At 47.4% G+C, this 19,506-nt stretch carries 18 protein-coding genes, 1 pseudogene and 1 riboswitch; of the genes and pseudogenes, 14 read left to right on the top strand and 5 right to left on the bottom strand.

Translation table 11 applies throughout. The annotated features are described in order from the left end of the window. The first annotated feature begins 13 nt into the window (after positions 1 to 13). The 6 genes from JW799_RS30400 to JW799_RS10890 all read left to right on the top strand — a co-directional run bounded on the left by JW799_RS30400 (position 14) and on the right by JW799_RS10890 (position 6,857). Positions 14 to 328 (top strand): four-helix bundle copper-binding protein, encoded by a 315-nt coding sequence (locus tag JW799_RS30400; RefSeq protein ID WP_476695926.1) that lies wholly within the window; start codon positions 14 to 16, stop codon positions 326 to 328. Continuing rightward, positions 265 to 1,506 carry a hypothetical protein gene (locus JW799_RS10870; RefSeq protein WP_205429751.1) on the top strand — a complete coding sequence of 414 codons (1,242 nt, stop codon included), beginning with the start codon at positions 265 to 267 and terminating at the stop codon, positions 1,504 to 1,506. Before JW799_RS30400 ends, JW799_RS10870 begins: the two co-directional genes overlap by 64 nt. A gap of 141 nt (positions 1,507 to 1,647) precedes the next feature. Beyond that, a riboswitch (cyclic di-AMP (ydaO/yuaA leader) is annotated at positions 1,648 to 1,780 on the top strand. A gap of 3 nt (positions 1,781 to 1,783) precedes the next feature. Then, the gene (locus JW799_RS10875; RefSeq protein ID WP_240353230.1) at positions 1,784 to 2,257 is read left to right on the top strand and encodes a C40 family peptidase; all 474 of its coding nucleotides are present in this window, start codon (positions 1,784 to 1,786) and stop codon (positions 2,255 to 2,257) included. A gap of 191 nt (positions 2,258 to 2,448) precedes the next feature. Then, positions 2,449 to 3,726: a cell wall-binding repeat-containing protein gene (locus JW799_RS10880; RefSeq protein ID WP_205429755.1), complete on the top strand. Its 1,278-nt coding sequence runs from the start codon at positions 2,449 to 2,451 to the stop codon at positions 3,724 to 3,726. 156 nt (positions 3,727 to 3,882) lie between these two features. Further along, entirely contained in the window at positions 3,883 to 5,097 is a 1,215-nt protein-coding gene (locus tag JW799_RS10885; RefSeq protein ID WP_205429758.1) for a D-alanyl-D-alanine carboxypeptidase family protein, read from the top strand. A gap of 272 nt (positions 5,098 to 5,369) precedes the next feature. Continuing rightward, complete coding sequence (locus tag JW799_RS10890; RefSeq protein WP_205429760.1) at positions 5,370 to 6,857, top strand: IS5 family transposase; 1,488 nt, start codon at positions 5,370 to 5,372, stop codon at positions 6,855 to 6,857. A 25-nt stretch (positions 6,858 to 6,882) separates the two neighbouring features. Here JW799_RS10890 and JW799_RS10895 read toward each other — a convergent pair. Next, positions 6,883 to 7,020 (bottom strand): annotated as a pseudogene (locus tag JW799_RS10895) (NlpC/P60 family protein); the annotation flags it as partial. Positions 7,021 to 7,472: 452 nt separating this feature from the next. Next, positions 7,473 to 8,693, bottom strand: coding sequence for a multicopper oxidase family protein (locus JW799_RS10900; RefSeq protein WP_205429762.1), 1,221 nt, complete (start codon positions 8,691 to 8,693; stop codon positions 7,473 to 7,475). 160 nt (positions 8,694 to 8,853) lie between these two features. On the opposite strand from JW799_RS10900, the gene JW799_RS10905 reads away from it, so the two are divergent. Together JW799_RS10905 and JW799_RS10910 are read left to right on the top strand one after the other, a co-directional pair. Further along, positions 8,854 to 9,135, top strand: coding sequence for an MFS transporter (locus tag JW799_RS10905; RefSeq protein ID WP_205429763.1), 282 nt, complete (start codon positions 8,854 to 8,856; stop codon positions 9,133 to 9,135). A gap of 271 nt (positions 9,136 to 9,406) precedes the next feature. After that, complete coding sequence (locus tag JW799_RS10910) at positions 9,407 to 10,627, top strand: IS256 family transposase (protein WP_205429764.1); 1,221 nt, start codon at positions 9,407 to 9,409, stop codon at positions 10,625 to 10,627. A 345-nt stretch (positions 10,628 to 10,972) separates the two neighbouring features. On the opposite strand, the gene JW799_RS10915 is transcribed toward JW799_RS10910, so the two are convergent. Further along, positions 10,973 to 11,467 carry a C40 family peptidase gene (locus JW799_RS10915; protein ID WP_420830680.1) on the bottom strand — a complete coding sequence of 165 codons (495 nt, stop codon included), beginning with the start codon at positions 11,465 to 11,467 and terminating at the stop codon, positions 10,973 to 10,975. 252 nt (positions 11,468 to 11,719) lie between these two features. Beyond that, the gene (locus tag JW799_RS10920) at positions 11,720 to 12,601 is read right to left on the bottom strand and encodes a cupredoxin domain-containing protein (protein WP_205429766.1); all 882 of its coding nucleotides are present in this window, start codon (positions 12,599 to 12,601) and stop codon (positions 11,720 to 11,722) included. Between the two features lie 142 nt (positions 12,602 to 12,743). Here JW799_RS10920 and JW799_RS10925 point away from each other — a divergent pair, with 142 nt between their 5' ends. From JW799_RS10925 to JW799_RS10940, 4 genes are all read left to right on the top strand, one after another. Next, complete coding sequence (locus JW799_RS10925) at positions 12,744 to 13,490, top strand: urease accessory protein UreH domain-containing protein (protein WP_205429767.1); 747 nt, start codon at positions 12,744 to 12,746, stop codon at positions 13,488 to 13,490. Positions 13,491 to 13,590: 100 nt separating this feature from the next. Then, entirely contained in the window at positions 13,591 to 13,818 is a 228-nt protein-coding gene (locus tag JW799_RS10930; protein ID WP_205429769.1) for a hypothetical protein, read from the top strand. Positions 13,819 to 13,937: 119 nt separating this feature from the next. Further along, the gene (locus JW799_RS10935; protein ID WP_205429770.1) at positions 13,938 to 14,534 is read left to right on the top strand and encodes a methyltransferase domain-containing protein; all 597 of its coding nucleotides are present in this window, start codon (positions 13,938 to 13,940) and stop codon (positions 14,532 to 14,534) included. Between the two features lie 37 nt (positions 14,535 to 14,571). Next, a complete protein-coding gene (locus JW799_RS10940) occupies positions 14,572 to 16,503 on the top strand; it encodes a copper resistance protein CopC (RefSeq protein WP_205429771.1) in 1,932 nt (643 codons plus the stop codon). Between the two features lie 26 nt (positions 16,504 to 16,529). On the opposite strand, the gene lhaT is transcribed toward JW799_RS10940, so the two are convergent. Continuing rightward, a complete protein-coding gene (gene lhaT / locus JW799_RS10945) occupies positions 16,530 to 17,114 on the bottom strand; it encodes a lipoprotein heptaprenylglyceryl N-acetyltransferase LhaT (RefSeq protein ID WP_205429772.1) in 585 nt (194 codons plus the stop codon). A 162-nt stretch (positions 17,115 to 17,276) separates the two neighbouring features. Here lhaT and JW799_RS10950 point away from each other — a divergent pair, with 162 nt between their 5' ends. Then, positions 17,277 to 17,513 carry a hypothetical protein gene (locus JW799_RS10950; protein WP_205429773.1) on the top strand — a complete coding sequence of 79 codons (237 nt, stop codon included), beginning with the start codon at positions 17,277 to 17,279 and terminating at the stop codon, positions 17,511 to 17,513. Further along, entirely contained in the window at positions 17,510 to 19,480 is a 1,971-nt protein-coding gene (locus JW799_RS10955) for a spermidine synthase family protein (RefSeq protein ID WP_205429774.1), read from the top strand. Before JW799_RS10950 ends, JW799_RS10955 begins: the two co-directional genes overlap by 4 nt. Positions 19,481 to 19,506 lie beyond the last annotated feature (26 nt).

Genomic DNA, 19,506 nt, shown 5'->3' on the forward strand with positions numbered 1-19,506 from the left:
GGCTCAGCTCGTTGTGTATGATCATAATGAAGCAACTTGCGAACATATGATCACCCTTCTCAGCACCTACCCCGATGTGCAGGCGAGAGCCAACCAGATTCAACTTCTTCGAGATTGCGCCTTGATCTGCGCGACCACAGCGGCTTATCTCGAACGCCGAAGTCAATTATCAACGATTTTTTTGTTTAGAAAGGGTATTTTCAGTGTTATAATTATCCATTATTTGTGTTCTTCTGTTCTGCAAAGGGAGGGTTTCAGTGCTTCATGGAACAAATCATTAATGCGTACAAGAATGATGAAGAGTCTGTGTATCATACTTGGTTTTTGAATAACGACGAACGTCTGAAAGCGTTCCGGTTCATCCGGAAATCACTCATCAAAGTAATAAACGAAATTGAAAGCGGCACATTTGGCAATGACTTTAAAGGTTCCAGTTTGGAGACGGTTTTATCGGCTATTTCCGAGCAGAAACAAATATTTGAAGGGGCCGCTCACGCCTTTTATTGGAAACCTAAGCTGCGCATTCCGGATATTTATGAAAATGAACCCAACAAAAGAGCGTTTGGCCGTTTCTTGAAAGCATGTCTGGAAGCAACAACGGAAGATCAAGTCATGAGCGAAATCGTCAAATTAAACGTTCTACAGATAAAAGGGTTGGGACCTGCAGTTGCCAGTATTTTGTACTTTTTGCATCCAACATGGTTTCCGCCATTTAATACGGCCATTGTCAATGGATTTAATGCTTTGTTTTCGGAGAAGAAAAAACTCGGATCATGGATATCTTATCTGGAAATGCGCGATGTCATTCTCGCCTACAACAACAAGTACCGCAACCTTTTGTCAAAAGATCTTGGAGCCATTGTGGGTCTTTTGTTTGAAATCGGCAGCAATCGACTCGTCGTTCAACAGAATGCCCAAAAGGTTATTGAGATCGACAATATAAAATTACATAACGCATTGGAAAAAAGACATAAAGAAGTGCTGGAAGATGAGCATGAAGAAAACGCCCACACCGAGATGCAATATTATTTGGCCAAATTGGGCCGATCATTAGGTTATCAGGTATGGATTGCCCGCAATGATCATAAACGAATTTGGAACGGTCAACCGCTCGGGGAATGGTCCATCAAAAATTTAAAGCTGGAGAATGTACCGGATGCCGTTATGGATACGGTTTCGCTTATCGATGTCCTGTGGCTGGATTCTAATGATCATATCATCAGCGGTTTTGAGGTGGAGAAGAGTACGTCGATCTATTCGGGGATATTGAGACTGAATGATTTGGCTCTTTCCTTGAATTCGGGAGTAAATCAATTTTATTTGGTGGCGCCTGATCAAAGGGAGAAGGAGATCCAGGCTCAACTGCTGAGACCCTCCTTTCGAAACTTGGGGGCAATGACCATTTCCTATATTCTTTTCAAAGATTTGCGCTGTGACTGTGAAGCCATGTGCAAATTCGGAACGGATCATTCTGTTCTTCAGAAAATATGCAAAACAGTATTATAAAAACCTTCAAACCCTTACTTTCCCTTACTTTCGCGCCGCCACTTCGGGCGGTGTTTTTGTATGCTGCAACCTTGACCGGACATGAGAGAATTCTAATCTTCAGTCGACAGGATTTCTACAATTTTCTACGAAATAATAAACAATCAAAAATTGCCGAATTTCCGAAATGGAAAGCGGGGGAACCCGATTTGGGTGAATTGATCCTGAATGAATGGATCATAGGGAACCTTCACCGAACCCTTAAGCTAACCTCGCAGGCATGAAGGGAAGAGTTCTGTTGAATCGAAAATGGATCAGTCTAATCATTTTTGTTGCCGTATTTTTTACAGGAGCAAGTACTGCGTTTGCGAGCCAGTCCAAATTGGACAATGCGATCAATGAAGTCTTAGGCACCCCGTACAAATGGGGAGGAACAACGGTTAAAGGATTCGATTGTTCCGGTTTTATCCTGTATATCTTCAACCAGTTTAATACCGAGCTTCCTCGCACATCAAAGGACCAATCCCAAATCGGCACAAAAGTTGAAAAAGAAGATCTGCGGCCCGGGGACATGGTTTTCTTCAACACGGATGGTAAGGGTGTCTCTCATGCCGGGATTTATATTGGAGAAGGCAAATTCGCTCATTCGTCAAGTAGCAAAGGGGTAAGCATCAGCAAGCTTTCGGATTCTTACTATGAGAAGCGTTATGTTACCGCACGCCGCGTAGTGAGCGACGAAACCTATTCAGCCATGATTTCTACAGTCGAATAGATGAATAATCGAAAATTCACCAACCATCTGCGCCGGTGAGTCTATCGGTTTAGCGTTTGAATATCCACAACCAGGCTAAGTTTAGCTGGTTTTTTCTTTTTTTCGGCGAAATTGGGGGAAAGTAGCCTCTTGATGAATGAAAAATATCCGGAGAGGAAAAATACTGCCAAACAAAGTCAGGAGGCCTTCGAATGTGGAACAACATCATTGCCAGCACTTTCGTCGGATTGCTTGCGGTCACTTTGATCGGCTGTGCATCTCAGGACAATGGATCTCCAGCTGCTTCGCCTCCACCAGCAACAACGCAATCCAACCAAAGTGAAACAGGAAATCCTGCATTCAATCCGTTGCCTTGGATGGCCACCAAAAATACGACTCGTATTAACACTTCGGATCCTGTGGAAGCTGCCGTATTCATATCACGAACCTTGTGGCCGGCAACAAGTGAATCCAATCGGCCGGGGGGTGTCATCTTGGTTGCCGGAGACAGTTGGCAAAATGCGCTGGTGAGTGCCGATTTAATTCATCATCCGATCAACGGCCCTATATTGTTCGTTGATGAGAATGGAATTCCGGATTTAACGCGGGAAGAAATGATGCGGCTTAAACCGACGGGTTTGATGTCGAATAAGGATATCCAAGTTATCGTGGCAGGGCCGGTCAACGATCGCGTAATGGATGATTTAAATTCGCTTGGTCTCAAGGCGGACCGGATTGAAGGGAACACACCGGCTGCATTGGCGCAAGCGATTGACGATTATTACGCCAAAGCAGCTGGCAATAATCTGCCCCCATCCGTTATTGTAGGTTCCCTGGACAGTCCGGAATATACGGTTCCCGCTGTCAACTGGATTGCTCATATGCCGGAGCCGTTACTGTTTGTTAATAAAGACGCCGTGCCGGATGAAACGACGGCGGCGCTCAAAAAACGGAACGGGAAAGCCAACATCTACATCATCGGACCGGAATCCGTCGTATCGGCGAAGGTGGAAAAGGAACTGTCATCTTACGGAAAAGTTGTCCGGATCGCCGGCAACGATCCTTATCTCAATGCGATTGCATTTGCCAAATATAAAGACACCTCCAATGATTTCGGATGGGGGATTACGACTCCGGGCCATAACTTCTCGTTTGTTGAAGGTAAATCCTTCATGCTGGCAATTGCTGCTGCGCCATTTTCACATCTGGGGAAACATGCACCGCTGCTCTGGACGGATCAAAATCAAATGCCCGAATCCGTCATGACGTATTTGATGTCCGTTCAGCCTAAATACAAGAAAAGCCCGACGGAGGGTCCATACAACCATGTGTGGTTAACTGGCGAAGAGGATCTTCTTTCAGCGCAGGCTCAAGGTGAAATCGATGGAATGCTCGAAATTGTTTCTGCGACAGGCGAGGGACATGGCATGCCTGGGATGGAGGATGAAAATCAAGGCAATGAATCAAGCGGTCACGTTATGTCAAAATGAACAAATAAACGATCACCCACAGGGTCAGTAGCTTCTTCAGAAATCTGGTCCTGTGGCTATTTTTCTTTTTTGTACTACAATGTGTAATGATTGTGAAGGGAAGTTTTCAATGGATGAGTTCAAGCAAAGGATGTTGCAACGATGAGGTTTTTCTCCATGACGCAATTATTCCAGTTGACCCTCGTTTCGGCGTTAATGATCATGTCGCTGCCACAGAATACGTTTGCAGATGGCAGTAAGTTGGACGCCGGTGATTTATCGGCAGAATCAGCTATATTGATCGATGGTGCATCGGGGACGGTATTATTCGAAAAGAATGCTGATCGGCAAATGTATCCGGCCAGCATCACCAAAATCATCACAGCGATTGTCGCATTGGAAACCACAGATTTGAATGAAATCGTGACGGTATCCAAAGAAGCCAGATACGAAGACGGAACTCGGGTTTACTTGGCGGAAGGCGAGCAGTTGACGATGGAGAAGTTATTGTATGGGCTCATGGTCAACTCGGGCAATGATGCCGCAACGGCGATCGCTGAACATATCGACGGATCGAAACAGCAGTTTGCCATTAGAATGAACGAATTTGTGAAGACGAAAATCGGCGTTGCCAACACGATCAGCAAAAACCCATCCGGTCTGCCTGATCCTGAACATGTCACGACAGCAAGGGACATGGCGAAAATTGCACAATATGCGATGCAGAACAGCACGTTTCGGAAGATTGTATCCACGAAAGAGATGGATTGGAATGGAGAGGAGTGGGAAACCACCCTCATCAACCACAACAGGCTGCTTGGATCTTACGAAGGGACGACGGGAATAAAAAACGGTTTTACTCATGAGGCAGGAAGCACTTTGGTCGCATCCGCAAACAGAAATGGGATGGAACTCATCGGCGTCGTGCTGAAATCCCCATCCAGCGAAGTTCTCTATAAGGATATGACGCAATTGCTGGATTATGGGTTTCAAAATTTTGAGCCGAAAACGATTTTTGAAGCCAATCAGTCCTATACGTATTCTAAAGAGGGTTTGGAAATAAAATTCGTTGCCAAAGAGCCGATACGGACAGTCGTCTTAATAGGTGAAGAACCCAAGTATTCCGTAAATTCAAATGGGGAAGTCGTACTGGATACAACAATGGGCCAACAGACGATCGGAGAACTTGAAGCTCTCCCACCCCCAATTGAACCAGAGGCCACTTCGCCAGAAACGGCAACTCCATCCATCGATGATTCCCGATCGATATTTGAATACTTGATTTTTGCATTATGGTTGCTGATGATCTTGTTTATGGGGTTTGTCGGCAGATTGATTTTACTGAAAAAGAAACGTTCCAAAAGAGAATTGGGACGTGGTTATTGGAATTGAAAAGAGGGCTTTGCACCCTATCGGCGCAAAGCCCTCTCATTATCTTGTTTTTATCCGTACTATTCAATCACGCGCCGTGCCATAACATAGGTCTTTTCAAATGAGCTGCCTGTAAAATCAGAGATGGTAACGCCAATTCCGAGTGTAGGTAGGGCTTGCTGAACGAAAGAAAAATCCAGTAGCAGCAAGGGTTTAGCGCCTCTTTTGTCGAATTCAAGTGCAAGGAAAACGGGTTTATCCCGTGAAAAACCGTGCACGTGGAGGCGTCCAGATTGTATCAGCGAACCGAGAGCCAAATGATCTTGCCAGGCGACTTCTTCCTTCCGTTCGGCGGGAAGCTTGCGGAAGATAACCGCTGGGTATTGCTGGCCCAGATGATTCCGTGGTGGAAGCTCGAAGAGAAGTATGCGAAGAACTTTAAGAAGAGCCTCAAGGGTCAAAAGGCCGTATCGATCCGTGTCGCGCTCGGCGCCCTCATTATTCAGGAGCGTCTCGGCACCGACGATCGGGAGACGCTTCGTCAGATTCTGGAGAACCCGTATCTGCAGTACTTCCTCGGTCTGCCGGAATACCAGTACCGCCGTCCGTTTCACCATTCTCTCATGACACACTTCCGCAAGCGGCTGGGCGGCGAGATCCTTGATGAAGTGAATGAGTGGATCGCCCTTGAAGAAGCGCGCAAGTCCAGCGAATCGGATGATTCATCGGACGACAATGAACCTGGCAGCGGAACTGCCGCAGCGTCCGACGAGCCGTCAGAACCGCAGCCGCGGCAGATGGAACTGACGAACGAGGGCGAACTGCTGCTGGATGCGACCTGCGCGCCGGCGGACATCGCCTACCCGACGGATCTGTCTCTTCTGAATCAGGCCAGAGAAAAGCTGGAGAAAATCATCGACATCCTGCATGAACCGGAACGCGGAAAGACTCGCAAGGCAAGAACATACCGGGAGCGTGCCCGCAAAGCCTATCTGGCGATTGCCAAGCAAAGGCGCGTGAAGCCGCGCACGATGCGCAAAGCAATCGGCAAGCAGTTGCGGTTCGTTTCCCGTGATCTGCGCATCATCGCCGAACTTGCCTCCACGGGCGGCCTGACGCGGCTGCCACGCCGCATGTACAAGGAACTTCTGGTCATTCAGGAATTGGTTCGCCAGCAGCAAGCGATGTACGACAAACGTACGCACAGCGTACCGGATCGGATCGTCAGTATCGCGCAGCCGCACGTGAGGCCGATCGTGCGCGGTAAAGCCCGCGCGAACGTCGAGTTCGGGGCGAAGCTGGCGATCAGCGTGGTGAACGGCTACGCATTCTGGGAGCAACTGTCCTGGGACAGCTTCAACGAAGGTCAGACGCTGCAGGCCGCAGTGGAACGCTACCGCGCTCGATTCGGCTATTATCCCAAAGCGGTGCTGGCCGATCAGATTTACCGCACGCGGGACAACTTGCGCTTCTGCAAGGAGAAGGGAATTCGACTGAGCGGACCGCAATTGGGGCGTCCGTCATCCGCCGATCAACAGGAGCAAAAGAAAATCGCCAAAGCGGATGCAGCCGCGCGCAATGCGGTGGAAGGCAAGTTCGGTGAAGGCAAGCGCAGCTATGGGCTTGGCCGTATTCGAGCGCACCTTCAGACGACCAGCGAGACCGTAATCGGGCTGCAACTGCTGGTGATGAACCTCGAAAAGAGACTCCGGGTTCTCTTTTTGCCCGTTTTGCAATGGCTATTGTCGAGGCTCGCAGTTCGTTTGCTCGTGTCACCGTAAAATGTGACCCGTTCAGCAAGCCCTAGGTATGCAGCAATTGATCGTCTCCCATATAGATGGCGATGTGGTTAATCACGCCGTCCCGGTTCGTATCGGAGAACACCAAATCACCCTTCTGAAGTTGATCTTTAGGCACATAAGTTCCCACTTGCGCCTGTTGCCGCCTATATGGCGATGGAGATGATCGCCAGGTTCATTATTGTCCCGTTTTGCCTTGCCACTCGACTGGCTGGACTTATCTTGTCACTGGGTACCCAGTGGGGCTTATTTCGCCACTATTGGATCATAGTTAAACTCCTGATAACTGTTCTTTCCACAATCGGCTTGCTTGTACATATGCGGCCCATTCGCTACTTGGCAGGGGAAGCGGGGAAGCTAGCAGTGTCCGGTGACGATCTCCGCTATCAGATCCAACTCGTGGTCACCTCCAGCGCGGCCCTGCTGGCACGTTGCTGTCGGCCACGGCGCTGGCGGTGTACAAGCCGCGAGGCATGACCGCGTACGGGTGGCGCAAGCAGCAGCAGCAGCGGCGCAAGGATTCGCAGCATCATTAATGCAGATGCACAGCACCAAAAGGACCAATTGCCTTAAAAAGCAATTGGTCCTTTTGCGTTTTTATTGTTTTTCGTATTTGATCAGCGCCATTAATCCGCCAGGCTCGACGTCGGCATTGGTCGTATGGTGAAGCTCATGACAGTGAAACACCCATTCGCCTGGATTGTCGGCAATGAAGTCGACATCATAGGTCTCCCCGGGATTCACGGTTAATGTGTTCAAAATTTGCGGATTCGCAAACGGGTGGCCGTCTTGGGCAACAACTCTGAAGTCATGTCCGTGCAGATGCATCGGATGAATGCCGTTGCTGATATTCGCCATACGGATTCGGACGACATCTCCGAATTTAACGTTGAGGGGGCTGGTATCGGGGAATGATTTGCCGTTGATCGTCCAGTAGTTGTAGTTCATTCCCATCACGGTGCTGCCGGCATTGTCGCCGGGCTCCTCCGAAGGCATGTCCATCCCCTGGTCGGAAGCCTTATCCTTCAATCCCTGCTTTATCATTTTTCGTACATTCCCTTTTTGCTTGATCGGCCCGGGCGTTCCTTTCGACATGCCCGGCATATCGGCCATGTCCGGCATCGAATTTTCCTGACCATTCTGTGGAGCAGTTGTCTGGTCGGGAATGTTCCAACCCCCGAAGATCATGGAGTACTCACGGTCGTATTTTATTGTTTCCGGGTTTTGCGGGTCAATGATGAGCAGACCGTACATTCCTTTATCGATTTGCTCAATGCTGTTGAAGTGGGGGTGATACATATAGGTTCCAGCGTGATTGGCCGTAAACTCATAGGTGAAGGTTTCTCCGGGTTTTATGGCTTGCTGCGTAAACGCAGGAACGCCGTCCATGGCGTTCGGCACGTGGAGTCCATGCCAATGAATAGAGGTTTCATCCGACAGGCTGTTCTTGAGAATAACTCGAATCGTGTCGCCTTCCTTCGCCCGGATGGTCGGTCCGGGCACGGTTCCATTATAGGTATAGGCGTCTGTCTCGACTCCGGATACCAATTTCCATCTCGCTGGTTTCGCTTCAAGCTTATATTCGTGAATTTGACCTGTAGGCGTAACTGTATCCGTCTCGCTCAGCGCGGGTAAATTCCGCAGTTTTTTCGTGGTCAGAATATCTTCCGCTTTCGCGGGTGAATTTTGCGCTTGCGCCTTCTGCCTGTTATTCTCCGTCTGATCGGGTGCTCCTTGCTGCTGAGAAGCATTATTGCATCCTGCCCCAAAGTATAAACAAACGAGTAGCCCTATTGAAATCGCAGTTTTAAACCGCATGTGTGGAATACCTCCCTTTACTTTTTAGTGTAGTTTGATGCAACCTTGGAGGAGATATGCAAACTGCCCATTAGGTTAAAACTGCCAATTGCATAATCTCTGCCTGAAATGAACAATTTACAACTTGCAGAAAAAATAATAAAGAAAGGATGTGGAATTGATGCTTCATATAAATATTCAAAATGCGGGAAGGTCCATGAAAGTTTTACTATTTAGCGTCCTCTTGTCGCATCTGGGCTATTACATGATCCTTCCGATTTTGCCGATCTACTTGAAAATAAATAAAGCACTGGGGGTCGCCGAGATCGGACTGATCCTCGCTGTCAGTTCTTTTTCATTTCAAGAGGCGAGTATTGTCGGCGGTTATCTTGCGGATCGTATAGGACGAAGAACCATTATTGCTTTGGGGGCCGTTATTCGCGCGGGTGCTTTAGCTGGTTAAGCGTTATTACCATCCTTTTGGGCTTTGATGGTTATGTCTTTGATGAATGGAGCTGGTGGCGGTTTAAATGCACCTTCCACGAAAGCAGCGATTGCTGCGCTGGCAGCGGATGATGAGAATAAAACGACTGCTTTTTCGCTTCGGGGGATTGCGGCGAATGTCGGAACCAGTCTGACGGGCCTTTTGGCCTATTTCGTCTGAGTCTGTAAAATAAAATGTGTAAACTCCCAGACCTGCTACAATAGGAATAATAGAAAGGTTGGGAGCACACATGGGATTGTGGTCGAAGGAGCAACTTCGAGCGTTTATCAAGGAGAATAATCTGGTCACCGCTCAGGACGCACAGAATGCTTTGAAAGACTTGTTTGCCGAAACGTTGCAGGAGATGCTTGAGGCCGAGATGGACACCCATCTGGGCTACGAGAAGCATGATGTGCAGAACAAGCAGACGAGCAATAGCCGCAATGGGAAAAGCAAGAAGAAAATCACGAGCGAGTACGGCGAGCAGGAGATTGCGGTCCCCAGAGACCGATTGGGCGAGTTCGAACCGGTCGTTGTCCGGAAGCATCAATCAAACGTAACGGGCATCGAGGACCAGATCATCGCGCTCTACGCCAAGGGCGTCAGCACCCGTGAAATTCAAGATCATCTGCACAATCTGTATGGCATCGACGTCTCACCGACGATGATCTCGAATGTGACGAACAAGATCGTTCCGCTCATCAAGGAATGGCAGAATCGTCCGCTGCAAGCCGTTTATGCGGTTGTGTTCCTGGATGCCATTCACTTCAAAGTAAAGCAGGACGGTGCCATTGTGAACAAAGCGGCCTACATGGTCATCGGCATTGATCTGGACGGAAACAAAGACGTACTGGGCATGTGGATCGGCGAGAATGAGTCCGCGAAGTTCTGGCTCAGCGTCCTCAACGACCTTAAGAATCGCGGCGTCCAGGATATCCTGATTACCTGCGTCGACAACCTGACCGGTTTCTCCCAAGCGATTACGGCCTGCTACCCGAAGACCGAGATTCAGAAGTGCATCATTCACCAAATCCGCAATTCGACGCGCTACGTGTCCTACAAGGACCTCAAAAAAGTAACGGCGGACCTAAAGCCCATTTACAAAGCTGCGACGGAAGAAATGGCACTTGTGGAACTGGATCGCTTCGAAGAGACATGGGGAGCCAAATATCCGCTCATCATCCGTTCGTGGCGCACCAACTGGGACGAGCTTGCGACGTTCTTCAAATATCCGCCGGAAATCCGCAAACTGATCTACACGACAAACATGATCGAAAGTTACCATCGCCAGTTGCGCAAAGTAACCAAAGGAAAAAGCATTTTCCCGACGGACGAGGCCTTGCTCAAGATGCTGTATCTCGTCACGATGGACGTCACGCGTAAATGGACAGGCCGTGTCCAAAACTGGGGTCAAATGCTGCTCCAGCTCTCCGTTTTCTTTCCGGAACGGATCGGTCAGCATCTACCGTGAGGGTCAATCTCCCCTTCAGGGGAGAATCTCTATAATGGAGTTTACACAAAATTCTTGACAGACCCTTTCGTCTTAGGTGGATCTTCTAACCTCATTTTTTATGTTGCGGCTGGGCTCTTTGCTTTTCAGGGAATGATCACCTGGTTTTATACCCCTAAAAATTGCGGGGAACAGCCATGCCCGATCATCCCTCCAAAGTCATATTTGCAGATCTTTAAAAATAAAGCTTTTGTCATGTTTTCTTTGGCAAATATATTGATTTGGATGTTGTATACGGGAAAACGAGTGGAATAAAAAAAGAGTTTGCACATTGATAGTGCAGACTCCACGAAAATTGATATTTTTTTAAATTACACGACGTGCTGTAACATAGGTCTTGTCCCATGTACTGCCTTTAAATTTAGATATGGTAACGCCGATACCGACTCTGTAGGTATGAATCAATTTATCATTGCCCATATAAATGCTCACGTGGTTAATGACACCATCACGGTTTGTATCGGAAAAGACCAAATCGCCCGGCTGAAGTTGGCTTTTCGGTACATAGGTTCCTACTTTAGCTTGCTGTCTTGAAGATCGCGGGAGTTTGATGCCATTTTTCTTAAAAACATATTGCGTAAATGAAGAACAATCAAACATATCTGTTCGTCCCGCCGGCGCTCCGAATTTATAACGGACACCCAAATATTGTTTACCTGTTGCAATAACTTTCTCAGCTACATCAGATTTGCTAACTGTTGCTGCAGACGCAGACTGTGGGGATGCTAATGCTACTCCTGAAAAAACGATTGAGAAACTAAGCGTGATACCGGCAAGCGTTTTAATGAGACGGTTTTTCATGATGTTCATAGGATCCTCCTGAGCAGTATTTATAGGTTGGTTACTATCTTGTTCAATACTGTAGCACATCTAAATAAAACATCATTTACCAATGGGAGAATAAATCTAGTACTGACGGCTTAAATCAAGCTTTATTAAATGAGCATGAAAAATTGTTAAGGAAGAGTCTATTGACAATTTATCCCCTTTTTGAGATAGAACAAGGCTCGGACCACAATTGTGTCCGAGCCTTTGTGATTTATACACATCGAATCATGTTATTACTTGAATAGAGGCTGTCATACCGGCCTCTTTATGCCCTGGCAAGGTACATATGACTTGAAAATATCCAGCTTTATCGAAACTTACTACCATACTGTTTCTTTCACCCGTACCCGCATGGATATGAACATTTGTCCCGACAATTTCCAGGTCATGCTCCATCTGACCGTCATTATCGAGCGTTATTTTGATTTTTTCACCGACGGAGACTTGCATGGAAGAAGGGGAAAAGGAATATTCCTTCGCTTTAACAAGCAACTCTTTGCCTGACAATGGATCGGCTTGCGTTTTTGTTGGCGGGATCTCTTGATTATGATTAAGATGAGAGTCTGTAAGCGTGTTGGGCCATTCATTTTGGGGCGACAATTGCGGTACCGCCAAAAACATGACTGTCAAGAGAAACATCGGGTAGGTATTCGATAACAGGGTCGGCCTTTTTTGAAGCTGGCTTTGTTTAATCTCCCCTTGGAGCGTGAGGAATAGGAGAAACAGAATACCGCTGAATAAAATCGACATTAATTTTACTGTATTATTCACATAGGGGAGAGGGATCATGACCATGAGCATTGTCCCCATCATGCCGCCCATAATTCCAGACAATAACCCATCCATTACAGCCATTAAACTAATAGGCACACCAGAGATTATGCCAATTATGCCCCCTGTAAACACGCTGATCATGGTGGATATAAAGAATTGGCCAGGTAACCAGATCGTTAGAATGACACCTGTAATTAAACCTGAAGTCATCCCGAGAGCCATCGATGCCATCATACCTGCCATGCAACTCAGTTGCTTGCGAAAAGCAAAGATAAACCCTGTTATCCATATGACGAGTATGCCAATCAGACCTCCAAGCAGGACTGTTTTCATGATATCTCCCCTTCCCGTTGCTACAATCCTTATGCTTGTCCGTTCTGTTTATGAATCATAAGAAAATTGCAGATCATCTCTTGTTTTTATACTTAAACAACTACATAATGTAGTATATAAACTGCAAACAAGGGTGAAATTCATGTATGCGTTTTTCAGTGAGATCAGCAGATGGCTGAGCTCTCCATTTGCCGATATTGCAATCAACTCCCAAATCGCCTTTCTTGCAGCCTTGTTTTTCGGATTTGCAGGTTCCGTTGCTCCTTGTCAATTGACTGCGAATTTGGGGAGCATCACTTATTTCGGCAATAAATATATGAACGAAAAACTGCCCGGTCTGGAGTTTATCCTGTACCTGCTTGGGAAGATGGCGGTATATTCTACCTTCGGCTTGTTGTTTTGGCTGTTCGGCCAGAGCGCATCCGTTGAATCGATCCCTGTGTTTGTCTTTGCACGCAAATTGATCGGTCCGTTGTTTATTCTGATGGGCCTGTTCTTCCTCGGGATCATCAAATTGCGGCGCTTATCTTTTGGATTCAAACTGGCGTCCTCCGTTCAGCGCATGTCGGAACGGGCAGGAGGGAAATGGGGAGCCTTTCTGATGGGCGTGGCTTTCTCGCTCGGATTTTGCCCGACAATGGTGCTGCTCTTCTTCGGCTGGATGATGCCTGTAGCGATTCAATCGTCATACGGATTCATTCTGCCGTCCGTATTCGCGGTGGGAACCGCATTTCCGTTGCTGCTGTTTTTTGGCATTGTCATTGGGTTTGGTCTGGATCGAACGATAGTCAAAAAGGCCAGACAGTGGGGACGCGTCATTTACAGGGTATCCGGTGTTTTTCTGATCGTTCTCGGGATCAGCGACACGATTACGTACTGGGCGATATAAATCGGTATTGGAATTTTTAAACAAATAGGCATTTTCATTAGGGCATACACCTTCCGTGACCATAGAATGAGATCAAATTGATCGAGGAGGGATTCGGACGGTGTATGATTGGTCAGCAACGAAGCCATATTATCCATCATTGCCCTTGTATACAACAAGACAGGAAATGATGCCAGGGGATATGTCTCCGCAAAGTGAAATGATGGCCATGATGAGACAGCACATGATGATGACAACGGAGATTAAAAGAGTTGTAGACATCATTAACGAAAGATGTATGCGCATGGAAGAAATGATGAAGGGTATGGGACAGAAGATGAGGACGTAAATGCATCTGAAAATGTAATTGAACAGCGATAGGTATAAATTATACAGGAGGGTCCAATCAGGCAGGACCATTACTGTATAATTATGAAAGGACCATGACGGGATATGAGGTGCTGATTCGTGAGTAAGTGGTTTCCAAAGGCATACGATTGGTTGATGGGGCCGCTGGAGAAAAAACATTTTCAACATATCCGAAAATCATTGATTCAAAAAGTAAACGGAGACATACTGGAAATTGGATCCGGTACCGGATTCAATTTTCCTTTATATGAACATGCGAACAGGGTCATCGCAGTTGAACCGGAACCCGTCATGCGGCAACTTTCTTTGCCAAGGTTAAGACAAGCCCATGTACCGATTGAAGTGATCGATGCAAGGGCAGAGAACTTGCCTTTTCAAGATAATTCCTTTGATTCCGTTGTTTGTACGTTAGTTTTCTGTACGATTCCTGACCCCCATATGGGACTGGAAGAAATCAGACGTGTTTGCAAACCGGGTGGGAAGTTGCTGATGTTCGAACATGTAAAAGTCGATCACGCTGTATACGGTCCGCTGCAGGAATGGGTGAATCCTGTTTGGAAAAAACTGTGTGATGGTTGTCATTTAAATCGTCGCACAATAGAGTTCGTCCAACAGGCAGGCTTCAGGATTGTTAACTTGCAAAAATTCTTTAAGGATATTTTTATCGTAATGGAAGTCATGAATCAAAAAGAATAGTTACATCATTTTACATCACCATTCAGAGGTGCAAAGTGTGACAGCAAGATGGTCGTTTACCAAATGGAAACTTAACATGATATCCGTCGCCGTTATGCTGCTTGCTTTTTACGGGTTTCCCGCTGCCGCTGATGCACATACGAATTTGGAAAGAACTTTACCTGAAAACGGTATCATTCAGAACACCACCCCGGAAACGGTAGAACTCTGGTTCGAAGATCCCGTGAACGTACATTCCGAATCCGTAAAAGTTACAAATCAAGAGGGCAGGGGAGTTTTTCAGGGTAACCCGTTTTCCGACCCGGCCGACGCCCGGCATGTGATCCTGAATATTGAAGAGAAGTTGAGTCCCGGTGTTTATACGGTTCAATATCATTTCATTACTTCGGACGGATACGTAATCAAGGGACAATACAAATTTGAAGTAGGCAAGCCCGATCAATCGACTCCATCGCAGGAAAAATTATTTCAATTGGTAAAGTCGAATCCGGCTGATGGTGAAGTCACCCAAACCGAGCCGACGCAAATTGAACTCTGGTTCTCGCAACCCGCCACAGTCACGGCTCTGGGCGTGTTTAATAAAGACAACAATATTTTTGCCGGACAACCGGTCGCCGATCCGCACGATCCGAAACATATTACTGTACCGTTAGAGAAATCACTACCTCCGGGAACTTATCAAGCAACCTGGTACGCAGCGCCGATAGATGAAACAGGTTCAGTAAATCGGCAAGAATATGTCGGACTGTTCTATTTTTCGGTAAAAGAAGTCACCACGCTGGTTTCGGATTCAAACTTTATGCTTCTGAGACCTTTCTACAATCCAATTGGGCTTAAGCAGATCGCTGATTGGTTCGCTTTTATTGGACTATTATCCTTGGCAGGCGGATCTTGGTTCCAAACCATAATTGCAGGAACGTCCGGAAATCGAAAACGGTGGAACCTCGTGTCCTGGTCTTTGTATGGAATGAGCGTTACCGGGTTCGTGACGCTTATAATCTTGCGTCGATTTGAACTTCCCCAAATTTCATTCTTGGAATTTGTGTCATTAAATTTCGTGTGGATCCCGGTTTTACAAATCTTGTTGATGTCGCTGGGAGTTTTTTTGCTAGGCCATAAACAAAAGGTCGCAAGCTTCGCAATCGCGATCATGCTCTGGCCCATATCTACCGGTCATGCCACCTATCCGCGTTACGGGGGGTATTTCGCCGTCAGTTTGGATATTGTCCATTTGCTCGCCGTGTCCGTATGGATGGGGGGTTTATTCGCTCTTTTATTGCTGATGCCCAAAGAAGAACCGTTGCCATGGTTGGAACAGAAAGGCCGTAAATTTACCCAATGGGCATTTTGGAGCATGATCCTGATCATTGTGTCGGGCATCATCATGTCTGTTCAGTATGTGCCGAATTTCACTCTTGGCAGCCTGCTGGCCAGCGATTGGGGTAAGGCTTTGTTGCTTAAAGCGATTCTTGTTGCAACTGTTGTAGGAATTGCCTATTGGCAGCGGCGCACTTTGCAGCGCATTTCAGAAAAAGGGCTTATCCGTGTGGTGCGAAGGGGTAGAATCGAACTCTTGTTTGCGCTGATGATTCTTTTCGCTGCGGCCATGCTGATTGAATCCACGCCAAGCGCAGCAAACCAAGGGATTTATCCGAGAAGCATCCAGAAGGATGATTTAAAATTAACCGTCGACATCAAGCCGTTAACTACGGAAACGAATGATATTTTTCTTGACTTCATGGGAGCACCTGAATTGAAGCAAGTGAAAGTAAAGATGTTTATGCCTCCGGATTGGACCAAAGAAAATACGGCGTTTCCTCTCGGAAATGGGAGATATAAACTGACCGGTAATTTTCTGCACGGATCCGGCAACATCACAATGGAAGTTGAAGCAGTGAAATCGGATGGAAGTTCTGTTTTATTCCCGGTACGCATTGTAGTTCCTGGCGAACAGAGAATGGATAATTAATAGGTATGAAATTGTGGGGGATCCTTTTAAATTTTCAACCTGCGGGTGCGCAAAGAAAGATAATAGGCGGTGCCGATCGATGCGATGCTGAGCCAGAACGTAAAGTAACCGATTTGTGCCGTATATTGATTGAGCACTCCGTACCTGGGCATCATGCCAAATAAATAGTCGATGATGTCATTATGCAAGGTCCACACCGCCACTGCCGCCAAATGCCAGGGTTTGATCCGGTAGCAAGGCGAATACAGCACGCCCTGTAAGGCCATTGCGCCGTGGGAAGCGATCAGCATGTATCCCTGCCATGACAGTTCGGACGTGACAATCAGCACCAGCAGATTCATGACAACGGCCCAGATTCCGTATTTGATTAAGGTGACCAGGGCCAGCGCCTCCACCAGCGGCCAATTTTTCCCCATTAAAAAAGCAATAAGAACAAAAACAAAGAAGAGACTCGCGGTCGGGCTGTCCGGAACAAATATCAAAAAACGCGCAGGCGTTTCCCTCAATTGCACCCCATACCATAAATAACCGTAAATGGTCCCAAAGGCATTCACAATCAGAAGAGTGAATAAAAACCATTTTTGTCGCATGATGTGCAGGAATATTGCCATGTATCCAGCTCCTAATAGGTTGATCACGCCAGTATTCAGTATACCATCGTTGCAGCCATAATTACTAAATGGCGTAGTCTCAATTAGACGATCACGTATATTTTGCGCGAAAACGACCCATAACTGTCAGAAGAGCTTTCGATCCCGAAGAGAGTGATTCTGATGACCGGTTTACGCAGGAAAGATCTGTTGGTCACATTTTCGGCGGCTTTTGCTTTTATCGTGTATGAAGTTTTTTTATCCCGTTTTTTCTCAGCCGTCATGGAATATCATTATGTGTTCTTGGCGGTATCGCTGGCGACCCTCGGAATCGGCCTGGGGGGGTCTGTGCATACCGATACGCTGCATGGATCTATAGACGCAGGTTCCAGTGCCTGGGGTTATTTGCACTCACCATGATGGTTTCTGTTGTCATCATGTACGTTCTCAGCTATCAGGGGATTTGGTTCTATACCTCGATCAGTCTGTTCCCGTTTGTGGCAGGCGGCTTGCTGCTTGCTTCCATCACGCAAGAACAAGGCGATCGTATACGCACGATATACTTTGCGGATCTGGCCGGGGCAGGGGCGGGGGCGGCTGCCTCAATTCCTTTGATGAACATGATGGGGCCTGTTGAAACCCTATCCTTGATTTCCGCTTTGTTATTTTTCATCAGCTTTGTGCTGGCACTCCATACCATACGAAGACCTTACCAAGCGATGGCATGGATCGTGATGGTCTTATTGGTTTACAATGCGGTCCGGCCATTTGCCGAGTGGATTCCTTTTCGCGCTTATATGACCAGTCCTTCAAACATTATGGCTTCGGAATCCGGAGCCAAACTTGTTTTCACGCAGTGGGATGCTTATTCGCGAACGGACGTATACGATGCGGGAGACGGGGAACTACTCTATATCACGCTTGATGGCGGTGCTGTTTCTCCGATATCCAAGTACGCGGGTGATTTGAAGCAGGTGGATTACTTGCGCTCGACGACCGGTTTTTTGGCGTTTCAAGGAATTGGCAAAGAGCGTGCACTGATCATCGGAGCGTGCGGCGGGCAGGACGCGTTGGCCGCACAGATCGCGGGTTTTCGGCAAATCGAGGCCGTCGATATCAATTCTGGAAGCTTCAATGCGGTGCGCAAGCTTGCCGCGTTTTCGGGAAATCCGTTTGCGGCGCCGCAGATCAAGCCTGTTATTGCCGACGGACGCAGTTATATTCGGCAAACGGAAAATCAGTACGATTTAATTTTTTTGTCGCTGGTCAAGAAAGCGTCGGAGAATGGCATGGCGCTGGCTCTAATGGAAAATTATCTTTTCACGCAGGAAGCCATTGGCGAATATTTGTCAAAATTGAAACCGGGCGGCAGATTGGCCTTTTTGCTGCATGAAGAGAACGAATTGGCCAAAGTGGTGACGGCAACCGAGAGGGTGCTGGAAGAGAGCGGAGTTGCGGAAACAGAATGGAGCCGACGCATGGCGGTCATCGGCACTTACCAGCATTTGGGCCACCCAGTCTGGGGGATGGGCGGAAGCCGAATCACACGTCCTCTTCTCTTGATCGGCAAGGAACCACTGTCGGTACAGTCTGCCCGGGAGTTGACCGTGGCCGCACGGAACATGGGACAGATCCCGATTCATGTTCCCTATGTATACGACAATTACACATATTTGATGAAGGAGGTCATCCAATCGGAAGACGGTTTGTCCTCAAACAGGGACGACAAACCCTTTTTTTATAACCGGTCGGACAGCGCTCCGCTTTCCCTGATTTGGTCGCTGATTGTTGTTTTGGCGATTACCCTGTTATTGGTGCGGACAACAAGATATCCTTATGGCAGGGCTGTATATTTTTCGGGTATCGCGATCGGGTTTATGGCCCTCGAAACCACCCTCGTTCAAAGGTTAGTTCTACCACTTGCTCATCCTGCTTTGTCCTTTGTGGTTGTTCTGGGCACCTTGCTGACAGCCGGCGGAATCGGAAGTTTACTTTCCCTTAAGTGGCAGGAGGGTCGACATGATAAAAGGTTTGCACCCTTGCTCTGGACCGCAGTCTACGGAATCGTGGCAAACATTGCCATGACCGCGTGGAGCGATGATGTTTTGCATTTGGCGCTTATCTACAAGATCCTCATGGCGATGTTGTTGCTCATTCCGCTCGGATTTTTCATGGGCATGGCCTTTCCTTACGGAATAAGCCGAAGTTCTGAACGGCACAGAGCTTTAGGTTGGGCCATTAACGGAATTATGACAGCAGCTGGATCGCTGATTTCCGTCATCTTGTCGCTTACATTCGGATTTGCAGTGACCATGGCGGCGGGGGCGGCCATTTATGGAGCTTTATATTTCCTTCAGCCGGCCCTGGGTTTTGATTTAAGCAAATAAAAACATTCATGACCCTGCCGGGTCAC

The sequence above is a fragment of the Cohnella algarum genome (genome assembly GCF_016937515.1).
Classification (GTDB): domain Bacteria; phylum Bacillota; class Bacilli; order Paenibacillales; family Paenibacillaceae; genus Cohnella; species Cohnella algarum.

Coding starts and splice junctions, on each gene's coding strand:
- JW799_RS10870 (WP_205429751.1), top strand. CDS start 265: ATGGAACAAATCATTAATGCGTACAAGAATGATGAAGAGTCTGTGTAT.
- JW799_RS10880 (WP_205429755.1), top strand. CDS start 2,449: ATGTGGAACAACATCATTGCCAGCACTTTCGTCGGATTGCTTGCGGTC.
- JW799_RS10885 (WP_205429758.1), top strand. CDS start 3,883: ATGACGCAATTATTCCAGTTGACCCTCGTTTCGGCGTTAATGATCATG.
- JW799_RS10900 (WP_205429762.1), bottom strand. CDS start 8,693: ATGCGGTTTAAAACTGCGATTTCAATAGGGCTACTCGTTTGTTTATAC.
- JW799_RS10905 (WP_205429763.1), top strand. CDS start 8,854: ATGCTTCATATAAATATTCAAAATGCGGGAAGGTCCATGAAAGTTTTA.
- JW799_RS10910 (WP_205429764.1), top strand. CDS start 9,407: ATGGGATTGTGGTCGAAGGAGCAACTTCGAGCGTTTATCAAGGAGAAT.
- JW799_RS10915 (WP_420830680.1), bottom strand. CDS start 11,467: ATGAAAAACCGTCTCATTAAAACGCTTGCCGGTATCACGCTTAGTTTC.
- JW799_RS10920 (WP_205429766.1), bottom strand. CDS start 12,601: ATGAAAACAGTCCTGCTTGGAGGTCTGATTGGCATACTCGTCATATGG.
- JW799_RS10925 (WP_205429767.1), top strand. CDS start 12,744: ATGTATGCGTTTTTCAGTGAGATCAGCAGATGGCTGAGCTCTCCATTT.
- lhaT (WP_205429772.1), bottom strand. CDS start 17,114: ATGGCAATATTCCTGCACATCATGCGACAAAAATGGTTTTTATTCACT.
- JW799_RS10950 (WP_205429773.1), top strand. CDS start 17,277: ATGACCGGTTTACGCAGGAAAGATCTGTTGGTCACATTTTCGGCGGCT.
- JW799_RS10955 (WP_205429774.1), top strand. CDS start 17,510: ATGATGGTTTCTGTTGTCATCATGTACGTTCTCAGCTATCAGGGGATT.